Source organism: Pantoea sp. RG18, from assembly GCF_025910075.1.
GTDB lineage: Bacteria > Pseudomonadota > Gammaproteobacteria > Enterobacterales > Enterobacteriaceae > Pantoea > Pantoea agglomerans.
The window spans coordinates 22129-45633 of record NZ_JAPCIL010000012.1 but is presented as its reverse complement, the minus strand read 5'-3'; the positions used below and the strand labels follow the sequence as shown (position 1 = coordinate 45633).

Genomic DNA, 23505 nt, shown 5'->3' with positions numbered 1-23505 from the left:
ATGGCTTATCCGGCGGAGCAAAAAATGCAGTTCTCCAAAATGCACGGTCTCGGCAACGATTTTATGGTTGTGGATGCGGTGACACAAAACGTCTTCTTTTCGCCGGAATTGATCCGCCGGCTGGCCGATCGTCATCTGGGGATCGGTTTTGATCAACTGCTGATTGTTGAACCGCCTTACGATCCCGATCTCGATTTCCACTATCGCATTTTCAACGCCGATGGCAGTGAAGTTGCACAGTGCGGCAACGGTGCGCGCTGCTTTGCCCGCTTTGTTCAGCTGAAAGGGCTGACCAACAAAAGTGACATCCGGGTCAGTACGCAGAATGGCCGCATGGTGTTGACCGTCACGCCTGACGACCAGGTGCGCGTGAACATGGGCGAGCCAAACTTTGAGCCTCAGCAGGTGCCGTTCCGCGCCAACAAAGCTGAAAATCTCTATCTGCTGCGCGTGGCCGAACAGACGGTGATGCTGGGTGCGGTGTCGATGGGCAACCCGCACTGCGTTATCCAGGTTGAAAGTGTCAAAACCGCGCAGGTTGAACTGCTGGGCCCGATTCTGGAGAGTCATGAACGCTTCCCGGATCGCGTCAATGTCGGTTTTATGGAGATCATCAATCCCGAACATATCCGCCTGCGCGTCTACGAACGCGGAGCGGGTGAAACGCAGGCGTGCGGCAGCGGCGCCTGTGCTGCCGTTGCATGTGGCATTCAGCAGGGCATTCTGGCACCCAAAGTGCGTGTCGACCTGCCTGGCGGAACGCTGCACATCACCTGGAAAGGCGCCGGTCAGCCGCTCTATATGACCGGGCCTGCGACACACGTCTACGATGGGTTTATTCATCTATGAAAAATATCGAAGAGCAGGCTGACAGTTCGGTTCTGCTGGACGATCAGGCCGTCAGTGATTATCTGCGGCAGAATCCCGATTTCTTTATCCGCAATGCCCGTGCAGTTGAACAGATGGCCGTGCCGCATCCGGTGCGTGGCAGCGTCTCTCTGGTCGAATGGCATATGGCGCGGCAACGCAACCATATTCAGCGGCTGGAAGAAGAGATCACGCTGCTGATGGAGCAGGCCAGCGCTAACCACGAACTGTTTGACCGTCTGCTGTCGCTGGAGAGCCATCTGGCCGCGGCTGACTCGCTGCAGGATATGCTCAACCGTCTGCATCGCTGGGCGCGTGAGCTGGGCCTGGCGGGTGCCAATGTGCGGCTGTTCAGTGATAAATGGCTGCTGGGCGCGCCCTCCGATTTCTTTCAGCTGAGCCTCTCGCGTCAGGCGTTTGAACCGCTGCGTATTCAGCGCTTCGGTAACCAGCATCACTATCTTGGCAATATTAACGGGCCGGAACTGCTGCTGCTGTTGCCGCAGGCCAAAGCGATCGGGTCGGTTGCCATGTCGCTAATGGGTGAGGAGGGCGATCTCGGCGTGCTGGTGTTCAGCAGTCGTGACAGCCAGCACTATCAATCGGGCATGGGGACACTGCTGTTGCAGCATCTGTCGCAGATGATGCCTGATCTGCTCTCCCGCTGGGTTGAACGCGCATGAGCAGCGCGCTGCAGGAGGCCGTCGACGGATTTCTGCGCTACCTGAAAGTGGAGCGCCAGCTCAGTCCGTTAACCCAGAGCAGCTATGCGCGACAGCTTGCCGCGCTGGTGGCGATTGCTGATGAGATGAAGCTGAGCAGCTGGGCGCAACTGGAACCGGCGCAGGTGCGCAGCATGGCGGCGCGCAGCCGTCGCGCCGGACTGGCCGCCAGCAGCCTCGCGTTGCGGCTCTCCGCCCTGCGTAGTTTTCTCGACTGGCAGGTGAGCCAGGGTTTGCTTTCTGCCAACCCGGCCAAAGGGGTGATGACGCCGCGTAAAGCGCGCCATCTGCCTAAAAACATTGATGTTGATGAAGTAAACCAGCTGCTGGAGATCGACCTTAACGATCCGCTGGCGGTGCGCGACCGGGCGATGCTTGAAGTGATGTATGGCGGCGGTTTGCGTCTCTCTGAACTGGTGAATATGGATTGTCGCCACGTCGATCTCGATTCAGGCGAAGTGTGGGTAGTCGGTAAGGGCAGCAAAGAGCGCCGGATACCGATTGGTCGCACGGCGGTCGCCTGGATCCAGCACTGGCTGCCGCTGCGTGAAACCTTTGGCGGCCAGGATGATGCGCTGTTTCTTTCCACGCGCGGCAACCGCATCTCGCCACGCAACGTGCAGAAACGCTTTGCCGAATGGGGCATCAGACAGGGCGTGGCCAGCCATATCCATCCGCATAAGCTACGACACTCTTTTGCCACGCATCTGCTGGAATCCAGCGGTGACCTGCGTGCCGTGCAGGAGTTGCTGGGTCACGCAAACCTGTCGACGACCCAGATCTACACCCATCTCGACTTCCAGCATCTGGCTTCGGTGTATGACGCTGCGCATCCCCGCGCCAAACGAGGAAAGAACGAATGAAGTTTTATCGTCCGCTGTCGGCCATAAAAGCCATGACCTTCGACCTTGATGACACACTCTACGATAACTACCCGGTCATCCGTCGTACCACGCTGGAGTCCCATGCCGCGTTACAGGCTTTTCATCCGGCGCTGCGTGACTTCACGCCGCAGGATTATCAGCAGTTGCGCGATGAGCTGCTGCAGCGCGAACCTGATATCTATCATGATGTTTCGGAGTGGCGACGCCGTTCGGTTGAGCTGGCGATGCTGAATATCGGCCTCTCTGCCGCTGAAGCCTCCGCGGGTGCGGCAGAAGTGATGGCGGTCTTCCATCAGTGGCGGAGTCAGGTCGAGATGCCGGATGAGACGCACCAGACGCTGAAAGCCCTGGCGGAGAAAATCCCGCTGGTGGCGGTCACCAACGGCAACGCCTGCCCGGAAAAAATGGGCATTGCAGAATACTTCCGCTTCACGCTGCGGGCCGGGCCAGACGGTCGCGCCAAGCCGTGGCAGGATATGTATCAGCTTGCCGCGCAACGCCTTGATATCGCGCCACACCATATTCTGCACGTGGGTGATGACCTGACCACCGACGTGGCGGGCTCACTGCGCTGCGGGCTGCAGGCCTGCTGGATTAACCTGCGGCAGGGTAACCTGATGCATATCCCTGATGCGCGCCTGTTGCCGCATGTCGAAATTTCGCGGTTGGCATCACTCACCTCACTGCTATAATGGCTGTAAATTTATCCAGTCGTCTCCTCTTTTCTGTTTTGCCGCCGTCCCTTATCCGGCGTCTGTGGCGCCGCCTGACTGGCAGCGATAATGCCTTACGGCAGGCGGAATAATCAGTGTGACGACGGCGTTTTTTTCTTTGGTAATCGGTGCTTATGGACGTTTCTGAACTGCTCGATGGTTTGAATGACAATCAGCGCGCTGCCGTTGCGGCACCGCGCAGTAACCTGCTGGTGCTGGCAGGCGCGGGCAGTGGTAAAACGCGGGTGCTGGTGCATCGCATTGCCTGGCTGATGTCGGTGGAGAACTGCTCGCCCTATTCGATTATGGCGGTGACCTTTACCAACAAAGCGGCAGCGGAGATGCGTCACCGTATCGAGCATCTGATCGGCACCAGTCAGGGCGGAATGTGGATCGGAACCTTTCACGGTCTGGCGCACCGCTTACTGCGCGCCCACCATCTTGACGCCGGTCTGCCACAGGATTTTCAGATCCTCGACAGCGAAGATCAGCTACGTCTGCTCAAGCGCCTGATCAAATCAATGAACCTTGATGACAAACAGTGGCCTGCGCGTCAGGGCATGTGGTACATCAATGGCAAAAAAGATGAAGGCCTGCGACCAAAGCATATCGAAAGCTACGGCAATCCGATTGAGCAGACCTGGCTGCGCATCTATCAGGCCTATCAGGAAGCCTGTGATCGCGCCGGTTTAGTCGACTTTGCCGAGCTGTTGCTGCGCGCCCATGAGTTATGGCTCAACAAGCCACACATTCTTAATCACTACCGCGAACGCTTTACCAACGTGCTGGTGGATGAGTTCCAGGATACCAACAACATTCAGTATGCCTGGATTCGGATGCTGGCGGGCGACAGTGGCCGGGTGATCATCGTGGGCGATGATGACCAGTCGATCTACGGCTGGCGCGGCGCACAGGTCGAGAATATTCAGCGCTTTCTGCAGGATTTCCCCGGCGCGGAAACGATCCGTCTGGAGCAGAACTACCGCTCAACCAATAACATCCTGAAAGCCGCCAACGCCCTGATCGCTAACAATAATGGTCGTCTGGGGAAAGAGCTCTGGACCGAAGGCAGCGATGGCGAACCGATCTCGATCTACTGCGCCTTTAATGAGCTGGATGAAGCACGCTTCGTGGTCAACCGCATCAAAGTCTGGATGGAGAACGGCGGCGCGCTCAACGACTGCGCCATTCTCTATCGCAGCAACGCCCAGTCGCGTGTGCTGGAAGAGGCGCTGCTGCAGAGCAGCATGCCGTACCGTATTTATGGCGGCATGCGCTTCTTCGAACGTCAGGAGATCAAAGATGCGCTCTCCTATCTGCGTCTGATGGCGAACCGCAATGACGACGCGGCATTTGAACGCGTGGTGAATACCCCGACGCGCGGCGTGGGCGATCGCACGCTCGACGTGGTGCGTCAGACGGCCCGTGAACGTCAGATGACGCTGTGGCAGGCAACGCGTGAACTGCTGCAAAGCCGTGCGCTGGCTGGCCGGGCCGCGTCTGCGCTGCAACGCTTCTGTGAACTGGTTGATTCACTGGCAACCGAAACCGCCGAGTTACCGCTGCATGTTCAGACCGACCGGGTCATCAAAGACTCTGGCCTGTGGCTGATGTATGAGCAGGAAAAAGGTGAGAAGGGTCAGGCGCGTATCGAAAACCTTGAGGAGCTGGTGACCGCTACGCGGCAGTTCAGCTATCAGGATGAAGATGAAGATCTGATGCCACTGCAGGCCTTTTTATCCCACGCCGCGCTGGAAGCGGGCGAAGGCCAGGCAGACAAATGGCAGGATGCGGTTCAGCTGATGACGCTCCACTCGGCAAAAGGGCTGGAGTTCAGCCAGGTGTTTATCGTCGGCATGGAAGAGGGCATGTTCCCGAGCCAGATGTCACTGGATGAAGGTGGCCGGCTGGAGGAGGAACGTCGTCTGGCTTATGTCGGCGTGACCCGCGCGATGCTCAAGCTGACGCTGACCTACGCCGAAACCCGCCGACTCTATGGTAAGGAAGTGTATCACCGGCCGTCCCGTTTTATCGGCGAACTGCCCGAAGCGTGCATAGAAGAAGTGCGTCTGCGCGCCAGCGTCAGCCGTCCGGTAAACCATCAGCGGATGGGGGCCCCGGTGACCAAAAATGACAGTGGATTCGCGCTGGGTCAGCGTGTTCATCACGCAAAATTTGGCGAAGGCACCATCATTAATCTGGAAGGCAGCGGTGAGCATAGCCGTCTTCAGGTGGCGTTTCAGGGGCAGGGAATCAAGTGGCTGGTGGCGGCTTACGCGAAGCTTGAAACGCTTTAGCGTGCGGTTGACGGCTTTTTCGTCTCAGCGTAACATGCGCCCACTATTATCATGAGAGGACAATGCCTTGGACACGCCCAGTCGATGCTGGCTCAATGACCTGGATTCCAGGAATAACATCTAAGGCTACCTCTTTACGCGGGTAGCCTTAGCGGTTATCAGCGACCTCCCTTTTTGATTCCGTCGCGAGTCAGCACTGATTTATCTCTGAAACTCTGTTTCCGTGTTCAGGCTGCCCGTTCCATGTTGAGGAACGGCGGACTGCCTTGTCCCATTTAGTCTGCAATGGGGAGTATTGCTATGCTGAGCGCATTTAAACTGGATCACAGCCGCCTGACGCGACTGGAGCTGGAAGACGAAAACGACAAACTGACGACCTCTGTCTGGGTCGATCTGATCGAGCCGGAAGAGGGCGAACGTGATCGCGTGCAATCTGAGCTGGGCCAGAGTCTGGCAACACGGCCTGAGCTGGAGGATATCGAGGCCTCGGCACGCTTCTTCGAAGATGAAGATGGTCTGCATATCCACTCCTTCTTCTTCTATGAAGATGCTGACGATCACGCCGGTAACTCCACCGTGGCGTTCACCATCCGTGAAGGCCGTCTCTACACGCTGCGCGAACGTGAGCTGCCTGCGTTCCGTCTCTATCGCATGCGCGCCCGTAATCAGACCCTGATCGACGGCAATGCCTTTGAGCTGCTGCTTGACCTGTTTGAAACCAAAATCGAACAGCTGGCGGACGAAATCGAGAACATCTACAGCGCACTGGAGAAACTCAGCCGGGTGATCATGGAAGGTCAGCAGGGCGAAGAGTACGATCAGGCGCTGTCGCGACTAGCGGAACTGGAAGATATCGGCTGGAAGGTGCGTCTCTGTCTGATGGATACCCAGCGCGCCCTGAACTTCCTGGTACGCAAAGCACGTCTGCCGGGCAATCAGCTGGAGCAGGCGCGTGAAATTCTGCGCGATATCGAATCGCTGCTGCCGCATAACGAATCACTGTTTCAGAAGGTCAACTTCCTGATGCAGGCGGCGATGGGTTTCATCAACATCGAGCAGAACCGCATCATCAAGATCTTCTCGGTGGTCTCCGTGGTGTTTCTGCCGCCGACGCTGGTGGCCTCCAGCTATGGGATGAACTTTGAGTTTATGCCGGAACTGAAGTGGAGCTTTGGTTATCCGGCCGCGATCGGCCTGATGATTCTGGCCGGACTGGCGCCTTATCTCTATTTCAAGCGTAAAAACTGGCTTTAAAATAAGAACGGGCCATCTGAGATGGCCCGTTCTGCTGGCTCCTGTCCCCATTTCTGCGTAATCTTACTCTCCTGTTTTTACAAATTATTAACTTCTTATGGACGCTTTTTCGTTGCGCGCGCAGTGGACGCTGCTGCTGCTGATCTCGGTATTGCTTGGCGCGGTGCTGCACTATTTTCATGTGCCCGCTGCGCTGTTACTGGGACCGATGATTGTGGGTGTAGTGATGGGGCTGTCGGGTGCCACGCTGCGAATTGATAAACGGCTGTTCCTGCTCGCTCAGGCCGTACTGGGCTGCATGATTGCGCAGAGTCTGTCGCCTTCGATTCTGGCCCCGCTGATCCAGGACTGGCCTATCGTGCTGGCGGTGCTGCTGCTGACGCTGGCGGCCAGCGGCCTGTCAGGTTTTCTGCTGGTGCGCTTCAGTCATCTGCCTGGCCCGACCGGCGCATGGGGATCGTCGCCGGGCGGTGCAACGGCCATGGTGGCGATGGCGGGTGACTTTGGCGCTGACGTGCGGCTGGTCGCATTCATGCAGTATCTGCGGGTGCTGTTTGTCGCCTCGGCGGCTGCGCTGGTGGCGCGCATCGGACTGGGTGATGAGGCGCACAGCGTCTCGCTGCTCTGGTTTCCACCGCTGAATCAGGGCTTTGTTATCACCCTGGTGGTGATGCTGACGGGCGCGTGGCTGGGCACCCGACTGCGCATTCCTTCTGGCGCGCTGCTGCTGCCTGCGCTGGCGGGTGCGGCACTGCACAGTAGCGACATCGCGGTGTTACAGGTGCCGGAATGGCTGCTGGCCGTGGCCTATGCAATGATTGGCTGGAGCGTGGGATTACGTTTCACCCGCCCGATTTTTCTGCTGGCACTGCGCACGCTGCCGCAGATGCTGGCCTCGATCTTCGGGCTGATGCTGTTGTGTGGCGGGCTGGCGTGGATGCTGACGCGAATGCTGGATATCGATCTGATGACGGCCTATCTCGCCACCAGTCCAGGCGGGCTGGACACGGTGGCGATCATTGCGGCAGGAACCCAGGTCAACATGGCGTTTGTGATGGCGTTGCAGACGTTGCGTCTGTTTACCATCCTGCTGACCGGCCCGGCTTTAGCGCGCTTTATTTCACGCTATGCGCGAACGGGAACGGAATGAAAACGCCACCGCATCGCAGACAAATACCAGCAGCGCCAGCCAGATGAAGCCAAAGGTCACCATCTTGTCTGGCGTGATGGTCTCACCGTAAAACGCGACCGCCAGCACAAACATCAGCGTCGGGCCGAGATACTGAAAGAAGCCTACGGTGGAAAGTCGCAGACGACTGCAGGCTGCCGCAAACAGCATCAGCGGAATGGTGGTCACAATGCCCGCCGCTATCAGCTTCAGGTTGAGACTCAGTGGGTTGGCGGATAAGTGGCTGGTGGCGCTGTCGGCAAAGCCAAACAGGTAAATCGCCGCCAGCGGAAACAGCCACAGAGTTTCAATCAGCATGCCGCTCTGCGCATCGACCTGAATCTTTTTACGCACCAGGCCATACAGGGCAAAACTCAGCGCCAGGCCCAGCGCGATGATCGGTAACGAGCCAAACTGCCACAGCTGCACCAGCACACCGACGGTGGCCAGCAGCACGGCGAGCCACTGCAAGCGGCGAAACCGTTCGCGCAAAAACAGCATGCCGAACACCACGTTGATCAGCGGGTTAATAAAGTAGCCCAGGCTGGCTTCCAGCATATGCTGATTGTTGACTGCCCAGATAAACAGCAGCCAGTTGCCGCCGATAGTCACGGCCGTCAGCGCCAGCAGCAGCACTTTTTTAGGCTGGCGCAACACGCTGCGAACGCCGGGCCAGCTGCGGCTCAGGGTAATCAGTAACAGCATAAACAGTGCAGACCAGATCACCCGGTGCGTCATGATTTCCGTGGCGGGAACCTGCTTTACCAGTTTGAAATAAGCGGGCGCAATGCCCCAGATAAAGTAAGCGCCCAGTGCAAAGCCAACGCCCTGGCGGGTTTGTTGCGTATCCATATGCGTTCCATTCAATGGCGTGGTTAGCCGATAAGATAGGTGGCGGTAGCCGTGGCGATATAATCGCCCTGTTGATTGTGCAGTTCCACACGCGCCACGGCGACTTTGTTACCGGCGCGCAGCAGGCTGCTGGTGGCGGTGAAGCGTTCGCCGCGTCCGGGACGCAGATAGTCGACGCGCATATCAATGGTGCCCATGCGTGACAGACGCTGGCGCAGATCCGCTTCGCTGATGCTTTCCTGACGGGTTAACGCATTACTGACGCAGACCATGCCCGCCGCCACATCCAGTACCGACGCGATAACGCCGCCGTGCAGAATCTGCTGCGCCTGGTTGCCCACCAGCATGGTTTTGTTATTGAAACTGATCTCTGCGTAGTCTGCGTCAAGGCGCATCAGTTCCAGGCCCAGTGCCTGATTAAACGGCATGTGATAAACGAAAATTTCGCCGACCAGCTGGCGAGCGTCCTGCTGTGTCAGCACAGGTGATGACATGATGATGTGTCCTGAAAAAATCGGGCCAGAGGGGCGCGGAACATGAATGAGTTGTGTATTCTATGCCGCCTGCGAGGGTGTTTCCAGTTTAAGAAATCAGCACTCATGCTCACTGCCATTTGCGTGTAGAATGGCCTGCTTTTTACGACACCCTTTCAGTTACTTTGATACGCAGCTGCTCACCGGAGAATTTTATGCGTAAGCATCGCGCCTTGCTGGCGGCAATGTTGATATTTCCTGCGCTGGCGCAGGCGGATGAAGCCCATATTAAAGAGGTTCATGACGCGCCACAGGTTCAGGGCAGCATTATTGCTAACCTGCTGGAGAAGCATGACAACCCGTTTGTTCTCTATCCTTACGAGAACAACTATCTGCTTTATACCTATACCAGCGACCTCAATAAAGAGGCGATCTCCTCCTATAACTGGGGAGAGAATGCCCGCAAAGATGAAGTGAAATTCCAGCTCAGCCTGGCGTTTCCGCTGTGGCGCGGTATTCTGGGCGACAACTCGGTGCTGGCAGCCTCTTACACCCAGCGTTCCTGGTGGCAGCTGTCGAATAGCGCTGAGTCATCGCCATTCCGTGAGACCAACTATGAGCCGCAGATTTTCCTGGGCTGGGCGACCGACTATTCGCTGGCGGGCTGGACACTGCGTGATGTCGAAGTGGGTCTGAATCACCAATCCAATGGACGAAGCGATCCCACCTCGCGCAGCTGGAACCGCGTCTATGCGCGTCTGATGGCAGAGAATGGTAACTTCCTGGCGGAAATCAAACCCTGGTATCGCATCCCTGAAGGGGCGAACAGCGATGATAATCCTGATATCACCAAATACATGGGTTACTACCGCACCCGTCTGGGCTATAAGCTCGGCGACAATATCTTCAGCGTTGAGGGCAACTATAACTGGAACAGCGGTTATGGCGGCGCTACCCTGGGCTGGAGCTACCCTATCACTGAGCACGTTCGCTTCTATACTCAGGTGTTTAGCGGTTACGGTGAATCACTGATCGATTACAACCATCGCCAGACGCGTCTGGGTGTGGGTGTAACACTTAACGACTTGTTCTAATCCATAACGAAAGACAGGAATCGCGTGGCAACCTCGGCAGTTCTTAATCAGGAAGCGCTGGCGCAGCAGGTATTGCAGGATACCTTCGGCTACCAGCATTTTCGTCCCGGTCAGCAGACGATCATTAATGAGGCGCTGAGCGGGCGCGATTGTCTGGTGGTGATGCCCACCGGCGGTGGTAAATCGCTCTGTTATCAGATCCCTGCGCTGGTGCGCGAGGGGCTGACGCTGGTGGTGTCGCCGCTGATCTCGCTGATGAAAGATCAGGTCGATCAGCTGCTGGCGAACGGCGTGGCGGCGGCTTATCTCAACTCCACCATGACGCGCGATCAGCAGCAGACGGTGATGGCAGACTGCCGAACCGGTCGGGTTAAGCTGCTTTACATCGCCCCGGAACGCCTGATGATGGATAACTTCCTGGACAGTCTGGCGCACTGGCAACCGGCGATGCTGGCGGTGGATGAAGCGCACTGTATTTCCCAGTGGGGCCACGATTTCCGCCCGGAATATGGTGCACTCGGCAAGATGCGTCAGCGCTTCCCGGAATTACCGGTAATGGCGCTGACCGCTACCGCGGATGAAACCACCCGCAACGACATCGTTAACCTGCTGCATATGCAGGATCCGCTGATCCAGATCAGCAGCTTTGACCGCCCCAATATTCGCTACACGCTGGTGGAGAAATTTAAACCCACCGATCAGCTGCTGCGTTACGTTCAGGATCAGCGCGGCAAGTGCGGCATTATCTACTGCAACAGCCGGGCGAAGGTGGAAGACACCGCCGCGCGACTGCAAAGCCGGGGGTTCAGCGTCGGGGCATACCACGCCGGTATCGACAGCGAACAGCGTGGCCGGGTGCAGGAAGCGTTTCAGCGTGACGATCTGCAAATCGTGGTGGCGACGGTGGCCTTTGGCATGGGCATCAACAAGCCCAACGTCCGTTTTGTGGTCCACTTCGATATCCCGCGCAACATCGAGTCCTATTATCAGGAAACCGGGCGAGCCGGACGTGATGGCCTGCCTGCCGAAGCGATGATGCTTTACGACCCGGCCGATATGGCCTGGCTGCGTAAATGTCTGGAAGAGAAAGTGCCCGGACCGCTGCAGGATATTGAGCGTCACAAACTCAACGCCATGGGCGCGTTTGCTGAAGCGCAGACCTGCCGCCGTCTGGTGCTGCTGAACTATTTTGGCGAGGGCCGCCAGCAGCCGTGCGATAACTGCGATATCTGTCTTGACCCACCTAAACGTTATGACGGCCTGGTTGAAGCGCAAAAAGCCCTCTCCGGCATCTACCGCGTGGGTCAGCGTTTTGGTATGGGCTATATCGTTGAGGTGCTGCGCGGGTCCAACAATCAGCGTATCCGAGAGCAGGGCCATGACAAACTGCCGGTCTATGGACTGGGCAAAGATCAGAGCCACGAACATTGGGTAAGCGTGTTACGTCAGCTAATCCATCTGGGGCTGGTGACGCAGAACATCGCTATGCATTCGGCTCTGCAGCTCACCGAAGCGGCGCGGCCGGTGCTGCGTGGTGAAGTGCCACTGATGCTGGCGGTGCCGCGTTTAATCACCGCAAAAACAAAAAGCAGCAGTCCGGCGAAGTTTCACGGTGGCAACTACGATCGCAAACTGTTCGCCAAGCTGCGTAAGCTGCGAAAAGCGATCGCCGATGAAGAGAATATTCCGCCTTACGTGGTGTTCAATGACGCCACACTGATAGAGATGGCAGAACAGATGCCGGTCAGCGCGTCCGAGATGCTCAGCGTCAACGGCGTGGGTCACCGCAAACTGGAGCGCTTTGGCAAACCTTTCCTGGTGATGATCAAAGAGCATCTTGATGATGAAGAGTAAAGGACACTGATTATGCTGATGTTATTCGCCACTGTGGCGCTGGTGCATCTGGTGGCGCTGATGAGCCCCGGCCCCGATTTCTTTTTCGTGTCACAGACTGCCGCCAGCCGCTCGCGCAAAGAGGCGATGATGGGTGTACTGGGCATTACGCTGGGCATTGTGGTCTGGGCGGGTGTGGCGCTGATGGGGCTGCATCTGATTCTGGAAAAAATGGCCTGGCTGCATCAGATCATCATGGTCGGCGGTGGACTTTATCTGTTGTGGATGGGCTGGCAGCTGATGTGCTCGGCACGTCAGCGTCATAAACAGCCGCAGCAGGATGAGCCGGTGGTTGCGTTGCCGAAACGCGGCATGAGCTTTCTCAAAGGCCTGCTGACGAACCTGTCGAATCCTAAAGCCATTATCTACTTCGGCAGCGTCTTCTCGCTATTTGTTGGCGACGATGTCGGTTCGGCGGAGCGCTGGGGTCTGTTCCTGCTGATTGTCGGTGAAACCTTTGCCTGGTTTACCCTGGTGGCGGCGATTTTTGCGCTGCCGTGGATCCGCGCTAAGTATCAGCGACTGGCGAAATGGGTCGATGGCATGGCCGGCGTACTGTTTGCCGGTTTTGGTATCCACCTGATTCTTTCGCGTTAATCTCCGTTTCAGCCCTTATGCCGGAGTGCGCGTTGCGCCTCCGGCAGAAACCTCCCTTGCTGTCGCTTCCTCCAGAGAGTTCGCTTGTGTGACGGATGTCACATTTCAGGGCTCAGGGAGTTTTGCTGTTGCAACCGCAGATAAATCGTCACTCTTTATTAATCATTCATATCCATATCTCCATTAAAGTCGGGAAGCAGGCGCAACGTTTATGGAGAGGATGATGAGAGTGAAGTTCATATTACTGGTGTTGATGACGGCCTGTATCAGCGCCTGCGCCTCGCCGGATGCCGCCCGCAACCCTGCGCCAGAGCCGGGCCAGACCGATGAGGTTACCTCGATCCTGATGCAGACGCTGCCCGATGTCGATCAGACGCAGGGCGAAAGGATTAGCCGGATCTCTGCGACGTTTCTCGGGACACCCTATGAAGCGGATACGCTGATCGGTTCTCCCACGCGTCCGGAAGCGCTGGTGATCAATTTCAACGGTGTGGATTGTTACACGCTGCTTGATTATGTGCAGGCGCTGAGCCGCAGCCACGATCGTGCCAGCTTTGAGGCTAACCTGATTCGGACCCGTTACGCTGGCGGTGAGGTCAGCTACCGGAATCGTCGCCACTTTTTCTCCGACTGGTTTGCCGATAGCCCGCGCAATGCCGATGACGTGACCCGCACCCTTAGCCCGGATACGGTGACGGTGGTGAAGCATCTGAATCGTCAGGCCAGCGGAGCAGAACAGGTGCCCGGTCTGGGTGTGATTGCACGTCGTATCACTTACATTCCGGCCCGGGCGATCACACCGCAGGTGCTGAACCAGATTCAGACCGGCGATTACGTGGGGGTTTACGCCACCAGTCAGAGCCTGGATGTTACGCATGTGGGGATTGCTGTCCGGCATGATGGCCGCTTATGGTTCAGGAACGCCTCTTCGCTGGCCGTTAATCGAAAAGTTGTCGATGCGCCGTTCAGGGAATATATGCGCTCGAAGCCGGGCATCATTGTGTTGCGTGCGGTTCCACTGACAGCGCCGTAGCGGGGCCAGGGAAGAAGGGATAATCTTTCGCGCCGAATTCGGCGCGTCAGACGTTAAGCGATTTTTCTGGCGCTGGCCAGCAGCGCGCCTACCGCCATAAACAGCCCGCCAAAAATGCGGTTCATTAACTTCATCTGTTTTGGTCCCTTAATCCAGCCCGCAATCCGCGTTGCCAGCGTGGCGTAGCCAATCATCACGATGATATCGACCACAACGGTGGTGACGCCCAGCACCAGATACTGCATAAATAGCGGCTGATGCGGCTGAATAAATTGCGGGAACAGGGCGGCGAGAAAGACGATACTTTTCGGGTTGGTCAGGTTAACCAGCACGGCGCGTTTGAACAGGCGACGACGCGGCATCGCTCTGGCGACCGCATCCAGATCAATGCCACCCGCTGAGCGCCACTGCTGAATACCCAGCCAGACCAGATAGGCCGCACCGGCCCATTTCAGAATCTCAAACGCCAGCAGCGACTGAGAAAACAGCGCGCCCAGACCGATGCCGACCAGCACGATATGCAGCGCCAGGCCGACCTGCAAACCGGAGATAGAGGCCACCGTGCCGCGATAGCCGTGGCTGATACCGGTACTCATGGTGTTGATTGCGCCGGAACCGGGCGACAGGCTGAGAATTGTAGTGGTAAGCAGATAGGTCAGCCACCATTCGATGGTCATGGGTCAGGCTCTCTTTAGTAGCGGAATTGTGACACAATACGCCAGAAATAAGCGCGGCGCTACGGCCTGCGCATGGCATTCAGGACTCTTTATCCGGTCATCAGGAGGGCGAATGAATCAACACAAAGCCAGCTGGCTGCGACGAGAAAAAGCCTTTGCTGCCTTCGCTACCGGGCCACTGCTCGATTTCTGGCACAGCCGCGAAGAGCTTGAGTTTACCGGCGTGGGTAATCTGACGCTGCGCTACGTCCGCTTCACATCACCGCAACACAAGCGTGTGATCCTGATTGTGCCGGGACGCATCGAGAGTTACATAAAATATCCTGAGCTGGCGTACGATCTGTTTCACTGCGGATTTGATGTGGTGATCCTTGACCATCGCGGTCAGGGGCGTTCCGATCGCCTGCTGGAAGATTCACACCGCGGTCACGTGGCGGAATTTACCCATTATGTCGACGACCTTGAAACGCTCTATCTGAAAGAGATTATCAGCGGTCACTACCAGCAGCGCTATGCGCTGGCTCACTCCATGGGCGGCGCAATCTTAACGCTGTTTCTGGCGCGTCAGCCGCAGGCGTTTCATGCGGTCGCGCTGGTGGCGCCGATGTTTGGCATTGCTTTACCGTTGCCCTCTTTTCTGGCCCATCGGATCCTGGACTGGGCGGAGAAGCGTCCGGCGATGCGCGATGGCTATGCGCTCGGCACCGGCCGCTGGCGTGCGCATCCGTTTGGCATTAACCGGCTGACGCACAGCACCGAGCGTTACCGGCGAAATCTGCGCTTTTATGCGGACGATCCGGCGATTCGCGTTGGCGGGCCAACCTACCATTGGGTACGTGAAGGCATCCATGCAGGTCGCAACATCATCAGTCAGGTCGATAAGATCACCACGCCACTGCTGCTGTTACAGGCCAGCGATGATCGGGTGGTCGACAATCGTTCGCAGGACCTTTTTTGTGCCGCGATGGCAGCGGCGGGTCATCCGTGTGAGGGCAATAAGCCACGGGTGATCGACGGTGCGCGTCATGAGATCCTGTTTGAAAAGGATGAGATGCGCGCCGAAGCACTCAATGCAGTGGTCGACTTCTTTTCCTCGCACCACTGACGTTATTTATCCGACCGGTTAAGGCCGGCAGAACCAGATACCCGAGGTTTTCATGTATCACATCGTTGCATCCGATCTGGATGGCACGCTGCTTTCTCCCGAACATCGTCTGACCCCTTTTGCGCGTGAAACGCTGCAGCAGCTGGTCGCGAAAGATATTCACTTTATATTCGCCACCGGCCGTCATCATATCGATGTCGGACAGATGCGCGACAGCCTGGCGATTCCGGCCTATATGATCACCTCAAACGGCGCGCGCGTGCACAACGCAGAGGGCGAACTGGTGTTCAGTCATAATCTGGATGAGGATATCGCCAGCGATCTGTTTGGCCTGCAATATCATCACAGCGATATTCTGACCCACGTTTACCGCGACGATGAGTGGTTTGTCAGCCGCTCAAGCCCGGCTGAGCAGGACTATTTCCGCGAGTCGGTGTTCAACTATCAGGTCTATGAGCCGGGTCTGCTGCCAACCGATAATATCAGCAAGGTCTTTTTCACCTGCGAAAATCCCGAGCATCTGATCCCGATGGAACAGGCGATTGAAGCGCGCTGGGGCGATCGGGTTAACGTCAGTTTCTCACTGCCTACCTGTCTGGAAGTGATGGCGGGCGGCGTGTCGAAAGGGCATGCGCTGGAAGCGGTCGCGAAAACGCTGGGCCATTCACTGGAAAGCTGTATCGCCTTTGGCGACGGCATGAACGATGTGGAGATGCTGAGCATGGCGGGTAAGGGCTTTATCATGCAGAACGCCCATCAGAGGTTGAAAGATACGCTGCCGGAGCTGGATGTGATCGGTTCAAATGCCGATGATGCCGTGCCGCAGACGCTGCGCACGCTCTATCTTGCTTAAGCCGTCAGCGCAAAAAAAGGGCCGGATATCCGGCCCTTTTTTTATTGCCGTCAGGCAGGGGTCTTTTTGTGTTTGTGTTCGCTGACCATGGTCAGTAACAGCAGGATAACCGCCAGCACACAGCCAGCAATCATCACCATGAAGCCGCCGTCCCAGCCGAAGTAATCGACGGTGTAACCGACAATGGCGCTGGCCGCCACCGATCCACCCAGATAGCCGAACAGGCCGGTGAAGCCCGCCGCTGTCCCCGCCGCTTTTTTCGGGGCCAGCTCCAGCGCGTGCAGACCAATCAGCATCACCGGACCGTAGATCAGGAAGCCAATCACAATCATACAGGCCATATCGACGCCAGGATTGCCCGCCGGGTTAAGCCAGTAGATCACGGTCGCGATGGTTACCAGCGTCATAAAGAACACCCCGGTCGCACCGCGATTACCGCGGAACACTTTGTCCGACATCCAGCCGCACAGCAGCGTTCCGGGGATCCCCGCATACTCATACAGGAAGTAAGCCCACGACGATTTATCCAGCGTGAAGTGTTTTACTTCTCTGAGATAGGTCGGCGACCAGTCGAGAATGCCGTAGCGCAGCAGATAAACAAACACGTTGGCCAGCGCGATGTACCACAGCAGCTTGTTCGGCAGCACATATTTCATGAAGATCTGTTTAGCCGTCAGCTCCTCTTCGTGGCTGGCATCATAGTCGGGCGGATAGTCGTTTTTGTACTCTTCAATCGGTGGCAGACCACAGGATTGCGGCGTATCACGCATCAGCGCAAAGGCCAGAATCGCAATGGCGATGGCGCCAAACGCCGGCATATAGAGTGCCGCTTTCCAGTCGTTGAACCACGCCATACCGAGCAGGAACAGCAGAGGCGGAATACCGCCGCCGACATTATGGGCGCAGTTCCAGACCGAAACGATCCTGCCGCGCTCTTTCTGCGACCACCAGTGAACCATGGTACGTCCACAAGGTGGCCAGCCCATGCCCTGGAACCAGCCGCAGATAAACAGCAGCACGAACATCACCATAATGCTGGAGGTGGCCCAGGGAACGAATCCCATGATCAGCATCACTGTCGCAGCCAGAATCAGGCCTGCCGGTAAGAAGACGCGCGGGTTTGAGCGGTCAGAGACCGATCCCATGATGAATTTTGAAAAGCCGTAGGCGATGGATATGCCGGATAAGGCAAAACCGAGATCGCCACGTGAAAAACCCTGCTCTACCAGGTAGGGCATGGCGAGTGCGAAGTTTTTTCTGACCAGATAGTAGGCGGCGTAACCAAAGAAGATCCCGATGAAAATTTGCCAGCGCAGACGACGGTAGAGCGGATCAACGTGATCCTCCGCCACCTGCGGCTGACGTGGTGCAGGTTTAAAAATGCTCAGCATCAGTGAGGCCCTCCAGGGCACATTATGGTTTTTAATTCCCAGCAGGTTGGGGCAGGAAAATAGCAGAAGAAAATGGACGCAGAATGTTCCATTTCGCGCAAAGAATAGTGTTAGTTGCGCAACGTTACTGTGATGAATGACACATTTGTTACACTTTTATTACATTCTGGAGCGGAAGTGATCATGCGATGGATCATTTCGCGCATTTTATCTGGCTGAAAGATCTTTATGCAGACAGTTATGTCAGGAGGCGAGAGTCCTTTACCGATGGACATTCTGATCGCCTGGTTTGTAATCAGATGTCAACCAGATTTCACAGCCTGATGGCAGCACATTGTTTACACTGACGGCCTGTTAATTTCGGGGTCGTCACCGTGTTTTTATTGATTATTACCACCATTCTGTGGGCCTTTTCGTTCAGTCTGATTGGCGAATACCTTGCCGGGCAGGTGGACAGTTGGTTCTCTGTACTGATGCGACTGGCGCTGGCTGCGCTGGTATTTTTACCTTTCCTGCGCTGGCGTGGTCATCGCCCTTCAACGCTGTTGCTTTACATGCTGGTCGGGATGCTGCAGCTGGGCGTGATGTATCTGCTGAGTTTCGAAGCCTATCTCTATCTTAGCGTGTCGGAATTCCTGCTGTTTACGGTGATGACGCCGCTTTATGTGACGCTGATTTACGATCTGATCAGCCGTCGTCCACTGCGCATCGGCTATATCTTCAGTGCACTGCTGGCTGTGGCAGGTGCGGCCATTATTCGCTATGACAAAGTCAGCGATCATTTCTGGTTTGGTCTGCTGTTAGTGCAACTGGCAAATATCTGCTTTGCGGCGGGAATGGTGGGCTATAAGCGTCTGCAGGAGACCCGCCCGATGCCGCAGCACACGGCCTTCTCCTGGTTCTATCTGGGTGCAGTGTTGATTGCGGTGATCGCCTGGTGTGCCTGGGGCAATCCACAGAAGTTGCCGACCACCTCATTGCAGTGGGGCATTCTGGTCTGGCTGGGCATTGCGGCTTCCGGTCTCGGCTATTTTATGTGGAATTATGGTGCGACCCAGGTCGATGCCGGCACGCTGGGCATTATGAATAACATGCACGTTCCTGCCGGGCTGCTGGTGAATCTGGCTATCTGGCAGGAGAAACCGCACTGGCCAAGCTTTATTGCGGGCGCACTGGTGATCCTCGCCTCGTTGTGGGTGCATAAGCGCTGGGTGGTGGGGCGCGGTGACCGATCATAAACAGGGCTGTTGCATGGGTGCGGCCTCCCGGGCTGGCGCGTCCGATCGCGAAGGAATCTCACATCCCTGGCCCGGACGCTTCGCTCTTCAGACGCGCCAGCCCTGGAGACTTAACAGCATCATCGCAGTTGAACCAGGGGCTCAGAGCGAATATGAAGGAGGGGATGGAGCGCTGAAACGTAGAGCATTCGCGATGGAGCTGGCGTGTGCGATCGCGAAGGAATCTTCCAGGATGGTTCAGAAATGCTCCCGGCGCTTTTTTCCCCTGCGACGAAGGCTCTACCGATGACCCGCTTTCACTCCCCAGGGCTGGCCTGGTGTTGCTAATTAAAAAGCCATGAAGAAGCTTAAGGGAAGAGGTGGCGCAACTGAGGAGCAAAGCGTCCGAGCCAGGGATGGCGAGGCCGTGCTGCATGGATGCAGGCTTTCTTTGCGATCAGATGCGCCACTTCTGACCACGCAGGTACCCGAAGCGATCAGCCACAGACGTTAAGCAGGCTTTTCACTCTTAGGACGCTGAATCATCGCCAGCCCTTTCAGGAAGTTACGCAGAATCTGATCGCCGCATTCGCGATAGTTCTTATGATCAGGTTTGCGGAAAATCGCACCAATCTCAGCCTGTGAAACGGTAAAATTCACGCGTTTCAGTACATCAGGAATGTCGGTGGTTTTCAGATCAAAAGCGATACGCAGCTTTCTCATGAAGATGTTATTGGTCATCTTGCGCTCAATCGACGGCGCGGGCGCATCTTCACTTTTGCCGCGACGGTAGAAGATCAGGCCATTCAGGAAATAACCCATCAGCACATCGGGGCAGGGACGGAACGCAGCATCGTCATCTTTTTTCAGCCACGCCTGAATATCCGCCAGCGGCACGTCACATTGCGCCAGCGCAAAAATCTCCACCATTTTGGCATCGCTCAGGTTGAGCATATAGCGCACGCTGCGCAGAATATCATTGTTAGTCATGGTGAAATCTTCTCGTGGTCAGTCGACAGGCTGCGCATTATAGGGGATTTTGCCCGCCTTCGCGCAGGTTTGTGCCCGCCAGATTATCGCTGCAACACCGCACCGGGCAGCGCGGCGTCGCGCACAAAAGGCAGATGCTCACAGGCGTGCTGACGGGCAAAGCGGATAAACGCTTCCAGCACCGGCTGACGTTGCTCCCCTTCGCGCACGGCCGCATAAAGACGGCTCCACAGGCCATCGCCCAGCGTGCGGGTGACCACCAGACCCTGCTTCTCAAAACTCTCCACCACCCAGTGCGGCAGCGCGGCAATCCCCATACGCGCCGAGACCATCTGAATCATCAGCAGGGTGTTATCCACACTTTTCAGTGCCGGACTGACGCCTGCGGGCTGCAGGAAGTGACGCCAGATATCCAGACGCTGACGCTGCACCGGATAGATCATCAACACCTCATCGGCTAGATCTTCCGGCGAAATCTGCTCAACCTGCGCCAGCGGGTGATCCGTTGCCAGCACCAGCCGCACTTCATAATCAAACATCGGGGAGTAGAACAGACCCGAGCGCGCCAGGATATCGGAGGTCAGCACCACATCCAGCTCACCCTGTTGCAGGGCGGGTTGAGGATCAAAGGTCACGCCCGATTTGAAATCCATCACCACCTGCGGCCAGCTCTGACGGAATTTATCCAGCGCGGGGGTCAGCCACTGGATGCAGCTATGACACTCTATCGCCACCCGCAGCGTGGTCTGATGTGGCTCATGGCAGGCCTGCAATGCCTGCTGAATCTGCGGCAGCACCTGCTCTGCCAGCTGCAGCAGAATATCGCCCTGCGGCGTAAAGCGCAGCGGCTGACTTTTACGCACAAACAGGCGGAATCCCAGCCGCTGCTCCAGATCGCTGAACTGATGAGACAACGCCGATTGCGTCTGATGAAGCTGGGCCGCCGCCGCCGCCAGCGATCCCGTATTGCGCAGAGCCTGAAGCGTCCGCAGGTGCTTGAGTTCGATCATGAGAGTCCTTCACATCGAAAATGAACATATTGCGCTTGAGCAATATACAGTACCCGCAGAGTATAGCAGTGTAAACATCTGGACGGCTAAACATCTTTGGCTGCCCATTTCAGCCAAAGTGAAAGATTATCTGGAGAACAGCACATGACTATCCTGAACCATACCCTCGGCTTTCCCCGTATTGACCTGCGCCGTGAACTGAAAAAAGCGCTGGAGAGCTACTGGGCTGGCGACAGCACGCAGCAGGCATTACTGGCGACGGGCCGTGAGCTGCGTGCACGACACTGGCAACAACAGAAAGAGGCGGGCGTCGATCTGCTGCCGGTCGGCGATTTCGCCTGGTATGACCATGTGCTGACCACCAGCCTGATGCTGGGTAACGTGCCCGCGCGTCATCAGAACAAAGCCGGCACTGTGGACCTCGACACCCTGTTCCGCCTGGGACGCGGTCGTGCGCCGACCGGTGAGCCTGCGGCGGCGGCAGAAATGACCAAATGGTTTAACACCAACTATCACTACATGGTGCCGGAATTTACCCAGGGTCAGACGTTTAAACTGACCTGGACCCAACTGCTGGACGAGGTGGATGAGGCACTGGCGCTGGGACACAACATCAAGCCAGTGCTGCTGGGGCCGGTGACGTATCTGTGGCTGGGTAAAGTGAAGGGTGAGCCGTTTGAACGTCTGTCGCTGCTGGAGGGAATTCTGCCGGTCTATCAGCAGGTGCTGGCGGAACTGGCTAAGCGCGGCATCGAATGGGTACAGATTGATGAACCCGCTCTGGCACTGGAGCTGCCGCAGACGTGGCGCGAAGCCTTCCAGCCGGCGTATGACGCACTGCAGGGTCACAGCAAACTGCTGCTGACCACCTATTTTGACAGCATCGGCCAGAACATTGATGTGATTCGTGCGCTGCCGGTGCAGGGGCTGCATGTCGATCTGGTCCATGGTCGTGATGATATTCAGCAACTGAATCAGCAACTGCCCGCCAGCTGGCTGCTGTCGCTCGGCGTGATCAACGGACGCAACGTCTGGCGCGCCGATCTGAGCCGCTGGTTCAGCCGCTTGCAACCGCTGACCAGAGCGCGTGAACAGGTGTGGATCGGCTCCTCCTGCTCGCTGCTGCACAGCCCTATCGACCTGAGCGTCGAGACCCGTCTGGATGATGAAGTCAAAAGCTGGTTCGCCTTTGCGCTGCAGAAATGTGCCGAGCTATCACTGCTGAGTCAGGCACTCAACAACAACGATGCGACGGCGCTGGAAGCCTGGAGCGCACCGGTACACGCCCGCGCTCACTCCCGCCGCGTGCATAATGCGGCGGTGGGCCAGCGTATTAAGGCCATTACCCCACAGCACAGTGAACGCCAGAGCGCTTATCCGGTGCGGGCGGTCCTGCAGCGTCAGCGTTTCAATCTGCCAGCCTGGCCTACCACCACCATCGGCTCTTTTCCGCAGACCACTGAAATTCGCGGCCTGCGCCTCGACTTTAAACAGGGCCGGCTCGACAGCAACCATTACCGCACCGGCATCGCGGAGCACATTAAGCAGGCGATTCTCGAACAGGAGCGGCTGGGGCTGGATGTGCTGGTTCACGGTGAAGCGGAACGTAACGACATGGTTGAGTACTTCGGCGAACATCTGGAGGGGTTTGTCTTCACACAGAATGGCTGGGTTCAGAGCTACGGTTCACGCTGTGTGAAACCGCCTGTCATTATTGGCGATGTCAGTCGTCCGGAGGCGATCACCGTTGAGTGGGCCAGATATGCCCAGTCGCTGACCAACAAGCCGGTAAAAGGGATGCTGACCGGTCCGGTAACCATCCTCTGCTGGTCATTCCCGCGTGAAGATGTGTCACGCGAAACCATCGCGAAACAAATCGCGCTGGCGCTGCGTGATGAAGTCGAAGACCTGGAGAAGGCGGGCATCGGGATTATCCAGATTGATGAGCCTGCGCTGCGTGAAGGTCTGCCACTGCACCAGTCTGAATGGGCCGCCTACCTGAACTGGGCGGTGGAGGCCTTCCGACTGAATGCGGCGGTGGCGCGGGATGAAACCCAGATTCACACCCATATGTGTTACTGCGAATTTAACGACATTATGGACGCTATCGCGGCGCTGGATGCCGATGTGATCACCATCGAAACCTCGCGATCTGACATGGACCTGCTGGAGGCGTTTGAGAACTTCGACTACCCGAATGAAATCGGTCCCGGCGTCTACGACATCCATTCGCCTAATGTCCCCAGCGTGGAGTGGATAGAAGCACTGTTGCTAAAGGCGGCGAAACGCATTCCGGAAGCGCGTCTGTGGGTGAACCCGGACTGCGGTTTGAAAACACGGGGCTGGACGGAAACGCGTCAGGCGCTGGCGAACATGGTGACGGCAGCGAAGAAATTGCGTGGAGAAACGGCATAG

General features: G+C 57.0%; 22 protein-coding genes. 16 read left to right on the top strand and 6 right to left on the bottom strand.

The genetic code is table 11. From position 1 onward, the window contains the following. The first annotated feature begins 24 nt into the window (after window positions 1-24). From dapF to OK409_RS13510, 8 genes are all read left to right on the top strand, one after another. Complete coding sequence (dapF, locus tag OK409_RS13540; protein ID WP_010257326.1) at window positions 25-849, top strand: diaminopimelate epimerase; 825 nt, start codon at window positions 25-27, stop codon at window positions 847-849. After that, window positions 846-1550 (top strand): DUF484 domain-containing protein, encoded by a 705-nt coding sequence (locus OK409_RS13535; protein WP_010257324.1) that lies wholly within the window; start codon window positions 846-848, stop codon window positions 1548-1550. Before dapF ends, OK409_RS13535 begins: the two co-directional genes overlap by 4 nt. Then, window positions 1547-2452, top strand: a complete 906-nt coding sequence (gene xerC / locus OK409_RS13530) for a tyrosine recombinase XerC (RefSeq protein WP_033780856.1) — start codon at window positions 1547-1549, stop codon at window positions 2450-2452. The genes OK409_RS13535 and xerC overlap by 4 nt, the downstream gene beginning before the upstream one ends. Continuing rightward, on the top strand, window positions 2449-3165 hold the full coding sequence (yigB, locus tag OK409_RS13525) for a 5-amino-6-(5-phospho-D-ribitylamino)uracil phosphatase YigB (protein WP_033785783.1): 717 nt from the start codon (window positions 2449-2451) through the stop codon (window positions 3163-3165). The genes xerC and yigB overlap by 4 nt, the downstream gene beginning before the upstream one ends. Window positions 3166-3320: 155 nt before the next feature. Then, window positions 3321-5483 carry a DNA helicase II gene (gene uvrD, locus OK409_RS13520; RefSeq protein ID WP_010257313.1) on the top strand — a complete coding sequence of 721 codons (2163 nt, stop codon included), beginning with the start codon at window positions 3321-3323 and terminating at the stop codon, window positions 5481-5483. Window positions 5484-5550: 67 nt separating this feature from the next. Beyond that, on the top strand, window positions 5551-5607 hold the full coding sequence (gene ysgD, locus OK409_RS22550) for a YsgD/CorL family protein (RefSeq protein WP_353748370.1): 57 nt from the start codon (window positions 5551-5553) through the stop codon (window positions 5605-5607). A 176-nt stretch (window positions 5608-5783) separates the two neighbouring features. Then, window positions 5784-6737: a magnesium/cobalt transporter CorA gene (gene corA / locus OK409_RS13515; RefSeq protein ID WP_003854370.1), complete on the top strand. Its 954-nt coding sequence runs from the start codon at window positions 5784-5786 to the stop codon at window positions 6735-6737. Between the two features lie 97 nt (window positions 6738-6834). Then, on the top strand, window positions 6835-7887 hold the full coding sequence (locus OK409_RS13510) for an AbrB family transcriptional regulator (protein ID WP_122459501.1): 1053 nt from the start codon (window positions 6835-6837) through the stop codon (window positions 7885-7887). On the opposite strand, the gene rarD is transcribed toward OK409_RS13510, so the two are convergent. Further along, window positions 7858-8757: an EamA family transporter RarD gene (rarD, locus tag OK409_RS13505; protein ID WP_010257306.1), complete on the bottom strand. Its 900-nt coding sequence runs from the start codon at window positions 8755-8757 to the stop codon at window positions 7858-7860. The genes OK409_RS13510 and rarD overlap by 30 nt on opposite strands. 23 nt (window positions 8758-8780) lie before the next feature. Beyond that, window positions 8781-9251 (bottom strand): thioesterase family protein, encoded by a 471-nt coding sequence (locus tag OK409_RS13500; RefSeq protein WP_010257304.1) that lies wholly within the window; start codon window positions 9249-9251, stop codon window positions 8781-8783. A 194-nt stretch (window positions 9252-9445) separates the two neighbouring features. Between OK409_RS13500 and pldA the strand changes: the two genes are divergently transcribed. From pldA to OK409_RS13480, 4 genes are all read left to right on the top strand, one after another. Continuing rightward, the gene (gene pldA, locus OK409_RS13495; protein WP_010257301.1) at window positions 9446-10324 is read left to right on the top strand and encodes a phospholipase A; all 879 of its coding nucleotides are present in this window, start codon (window positions 9446-9448) and stop codon (window positions 10322-10324) included. Between the two features lie 24 nt (window positions 10325-10348). Further along, window positions 10349-12178: an ATP-dependent DNA helicase RecQ gene (recQ, locus tag OK409_RS13490; RefSeq protein ID WP_010257299.1), complete on the top strand. Its 1830-nt coding sequence runs from the start codon at window positions 10349-10351 to the stop codon at window positions 12176-12178. A gap of 12 nt (window positions 12179-12190) precedes the next feature. Further along, a complete protein-coding gene (rhtC, locus tag OK409_RS13485) occupies window positions 12191-12814 on the top strand; it encodes a threonine export protein RhtC (RefSeq protein ID WP_010257296.1) in 624 nt (207 codons plus the stop codon). Between the two features lie 223 nt (window positions 12815-13037). Further along, complete coding sequence (locus tag OK409_RS13480) at window positions 13038-13847, top strand: DUF1460 domain-containing protein (protein WP_264367146.1); 810 nt, start codon at window positions 13038-13040, stop codon at window positions 13845-13847. 53 nt (window positions 13848-13900) lie between these two features. On the opposite strand, the gene rhtB is transcribed toward OK409_RS13480, so the two are convergent. Beyond that, window positions 13901-14524: a homoserine/homoserine lactone efflux protein gene (rhtB, locus tag OK409_RS13475; protein WP_010257290.1), complete on the bottom strand. Its 624-nt coding sequence runs from the start codon at window positions 14522-14524 to the stop codon at window positions 13901-13903. Window positions 14525-14636: 112 nt separating this feature from the next. Between rhtB and pldB the strand changes: the two genes are divergently transcribed. Next, the gene (gene pldB, locus OK409_RS13470; protein ID WP_010257288.1) at window positions 14637-15629 is read left to right on the top strand and encodes a lysophospholipase L2; all 993 of its coding nucleotides are present in this window, start codon (window positions 14637-14639) and stop codon (window positions 15627-15629) included. 52 nt (window positions 15630-15681) lie between these two features. After that, window positions 15682-16482, top strand: coding sequence for a sugar/pyridoxal phosphate phosphatase YigL (yigL, locus tag OK409_RS13465; RefSeq protein WP_010257286.1), 801 nt, complete (start codon window positions 15682-15684; stop codon window positions 16480-16482). A 50-nt stretch (window positions 16483-16532) separates the two neighbouring features. Here the strand turns inward: yigL and glpT are convergent, their stop codons facing one another. Further along, window positions 16533-17873 (bottom strand): glycerol-3-phosphate transporter, encoded by a 1341-nt coding sequence (glpT, locus tag OK409_RS13460; protein ID WP_010257284.1) that lies wholly within the window; start codon window positions 17871-17873, stop codon window positions 16533-16535. A gap of 374 nt (window positions 17874-18247) precedes the next feature. Between glpT and OK409_RS13455 the strand changes: the two genes are divergently transcribed. Continuing rightward, on the top strand, window positions 18248-19111 hold the full coding sequence (locus OK409_RS13455; protein WP_033773271.1) for a carboxylate/amino acid/amine transporter: 864 nt from the start codon (window positions 18248-18250) through the stop codon (window positions 19109-19111). Between the two features lie 489 nt (window positions 19112-19600). On the opposite strand, the gene OK409_RS13450 is transcribed toward OK409_RS13455, so the two are convergent. Next, window positions 19601-20080 carry a DUF1456 family protein gene (locus tag OK409_RS13450; protein WP_010257278.1) on the bottom strand — a complete coding sequence of 160 codons (480 nt, stop codon included), beginning with the start codon at window positions 20078-20080 and terminating at the stop codon, window positions 19601-19603. Window positions 20081-20163: 83 nt separating this feature from the next. Continuing rightward, window positions 20164-21090, bottom strand: coding sequence for an HTH-type transcriptional regulator MetR (gene metR, locus OK409_RS13445; RefSeq protein ID WP_003854400.1), 927 nt, complete (start codon window positions 21088-21090; stop codon window positions 20164-20166). A 144-nt stretch (window positions 21091-21234) separates the two neighbouring features. On the opposite strand from metR, the gene metE reads away from it, so the two are divergent. After that, window positions 21235-23505, top strand: a complete 2271-nt coding sequence (gene metE / locus OK409_RS13440) for a 5-methyltetrahydropteroyltriglutamate--homocysteine S-methyltransferase (RefSeq protein ID WP_264367145.1) — start codon at window positions 21235-21237, stop codon at window positions 23503-23505.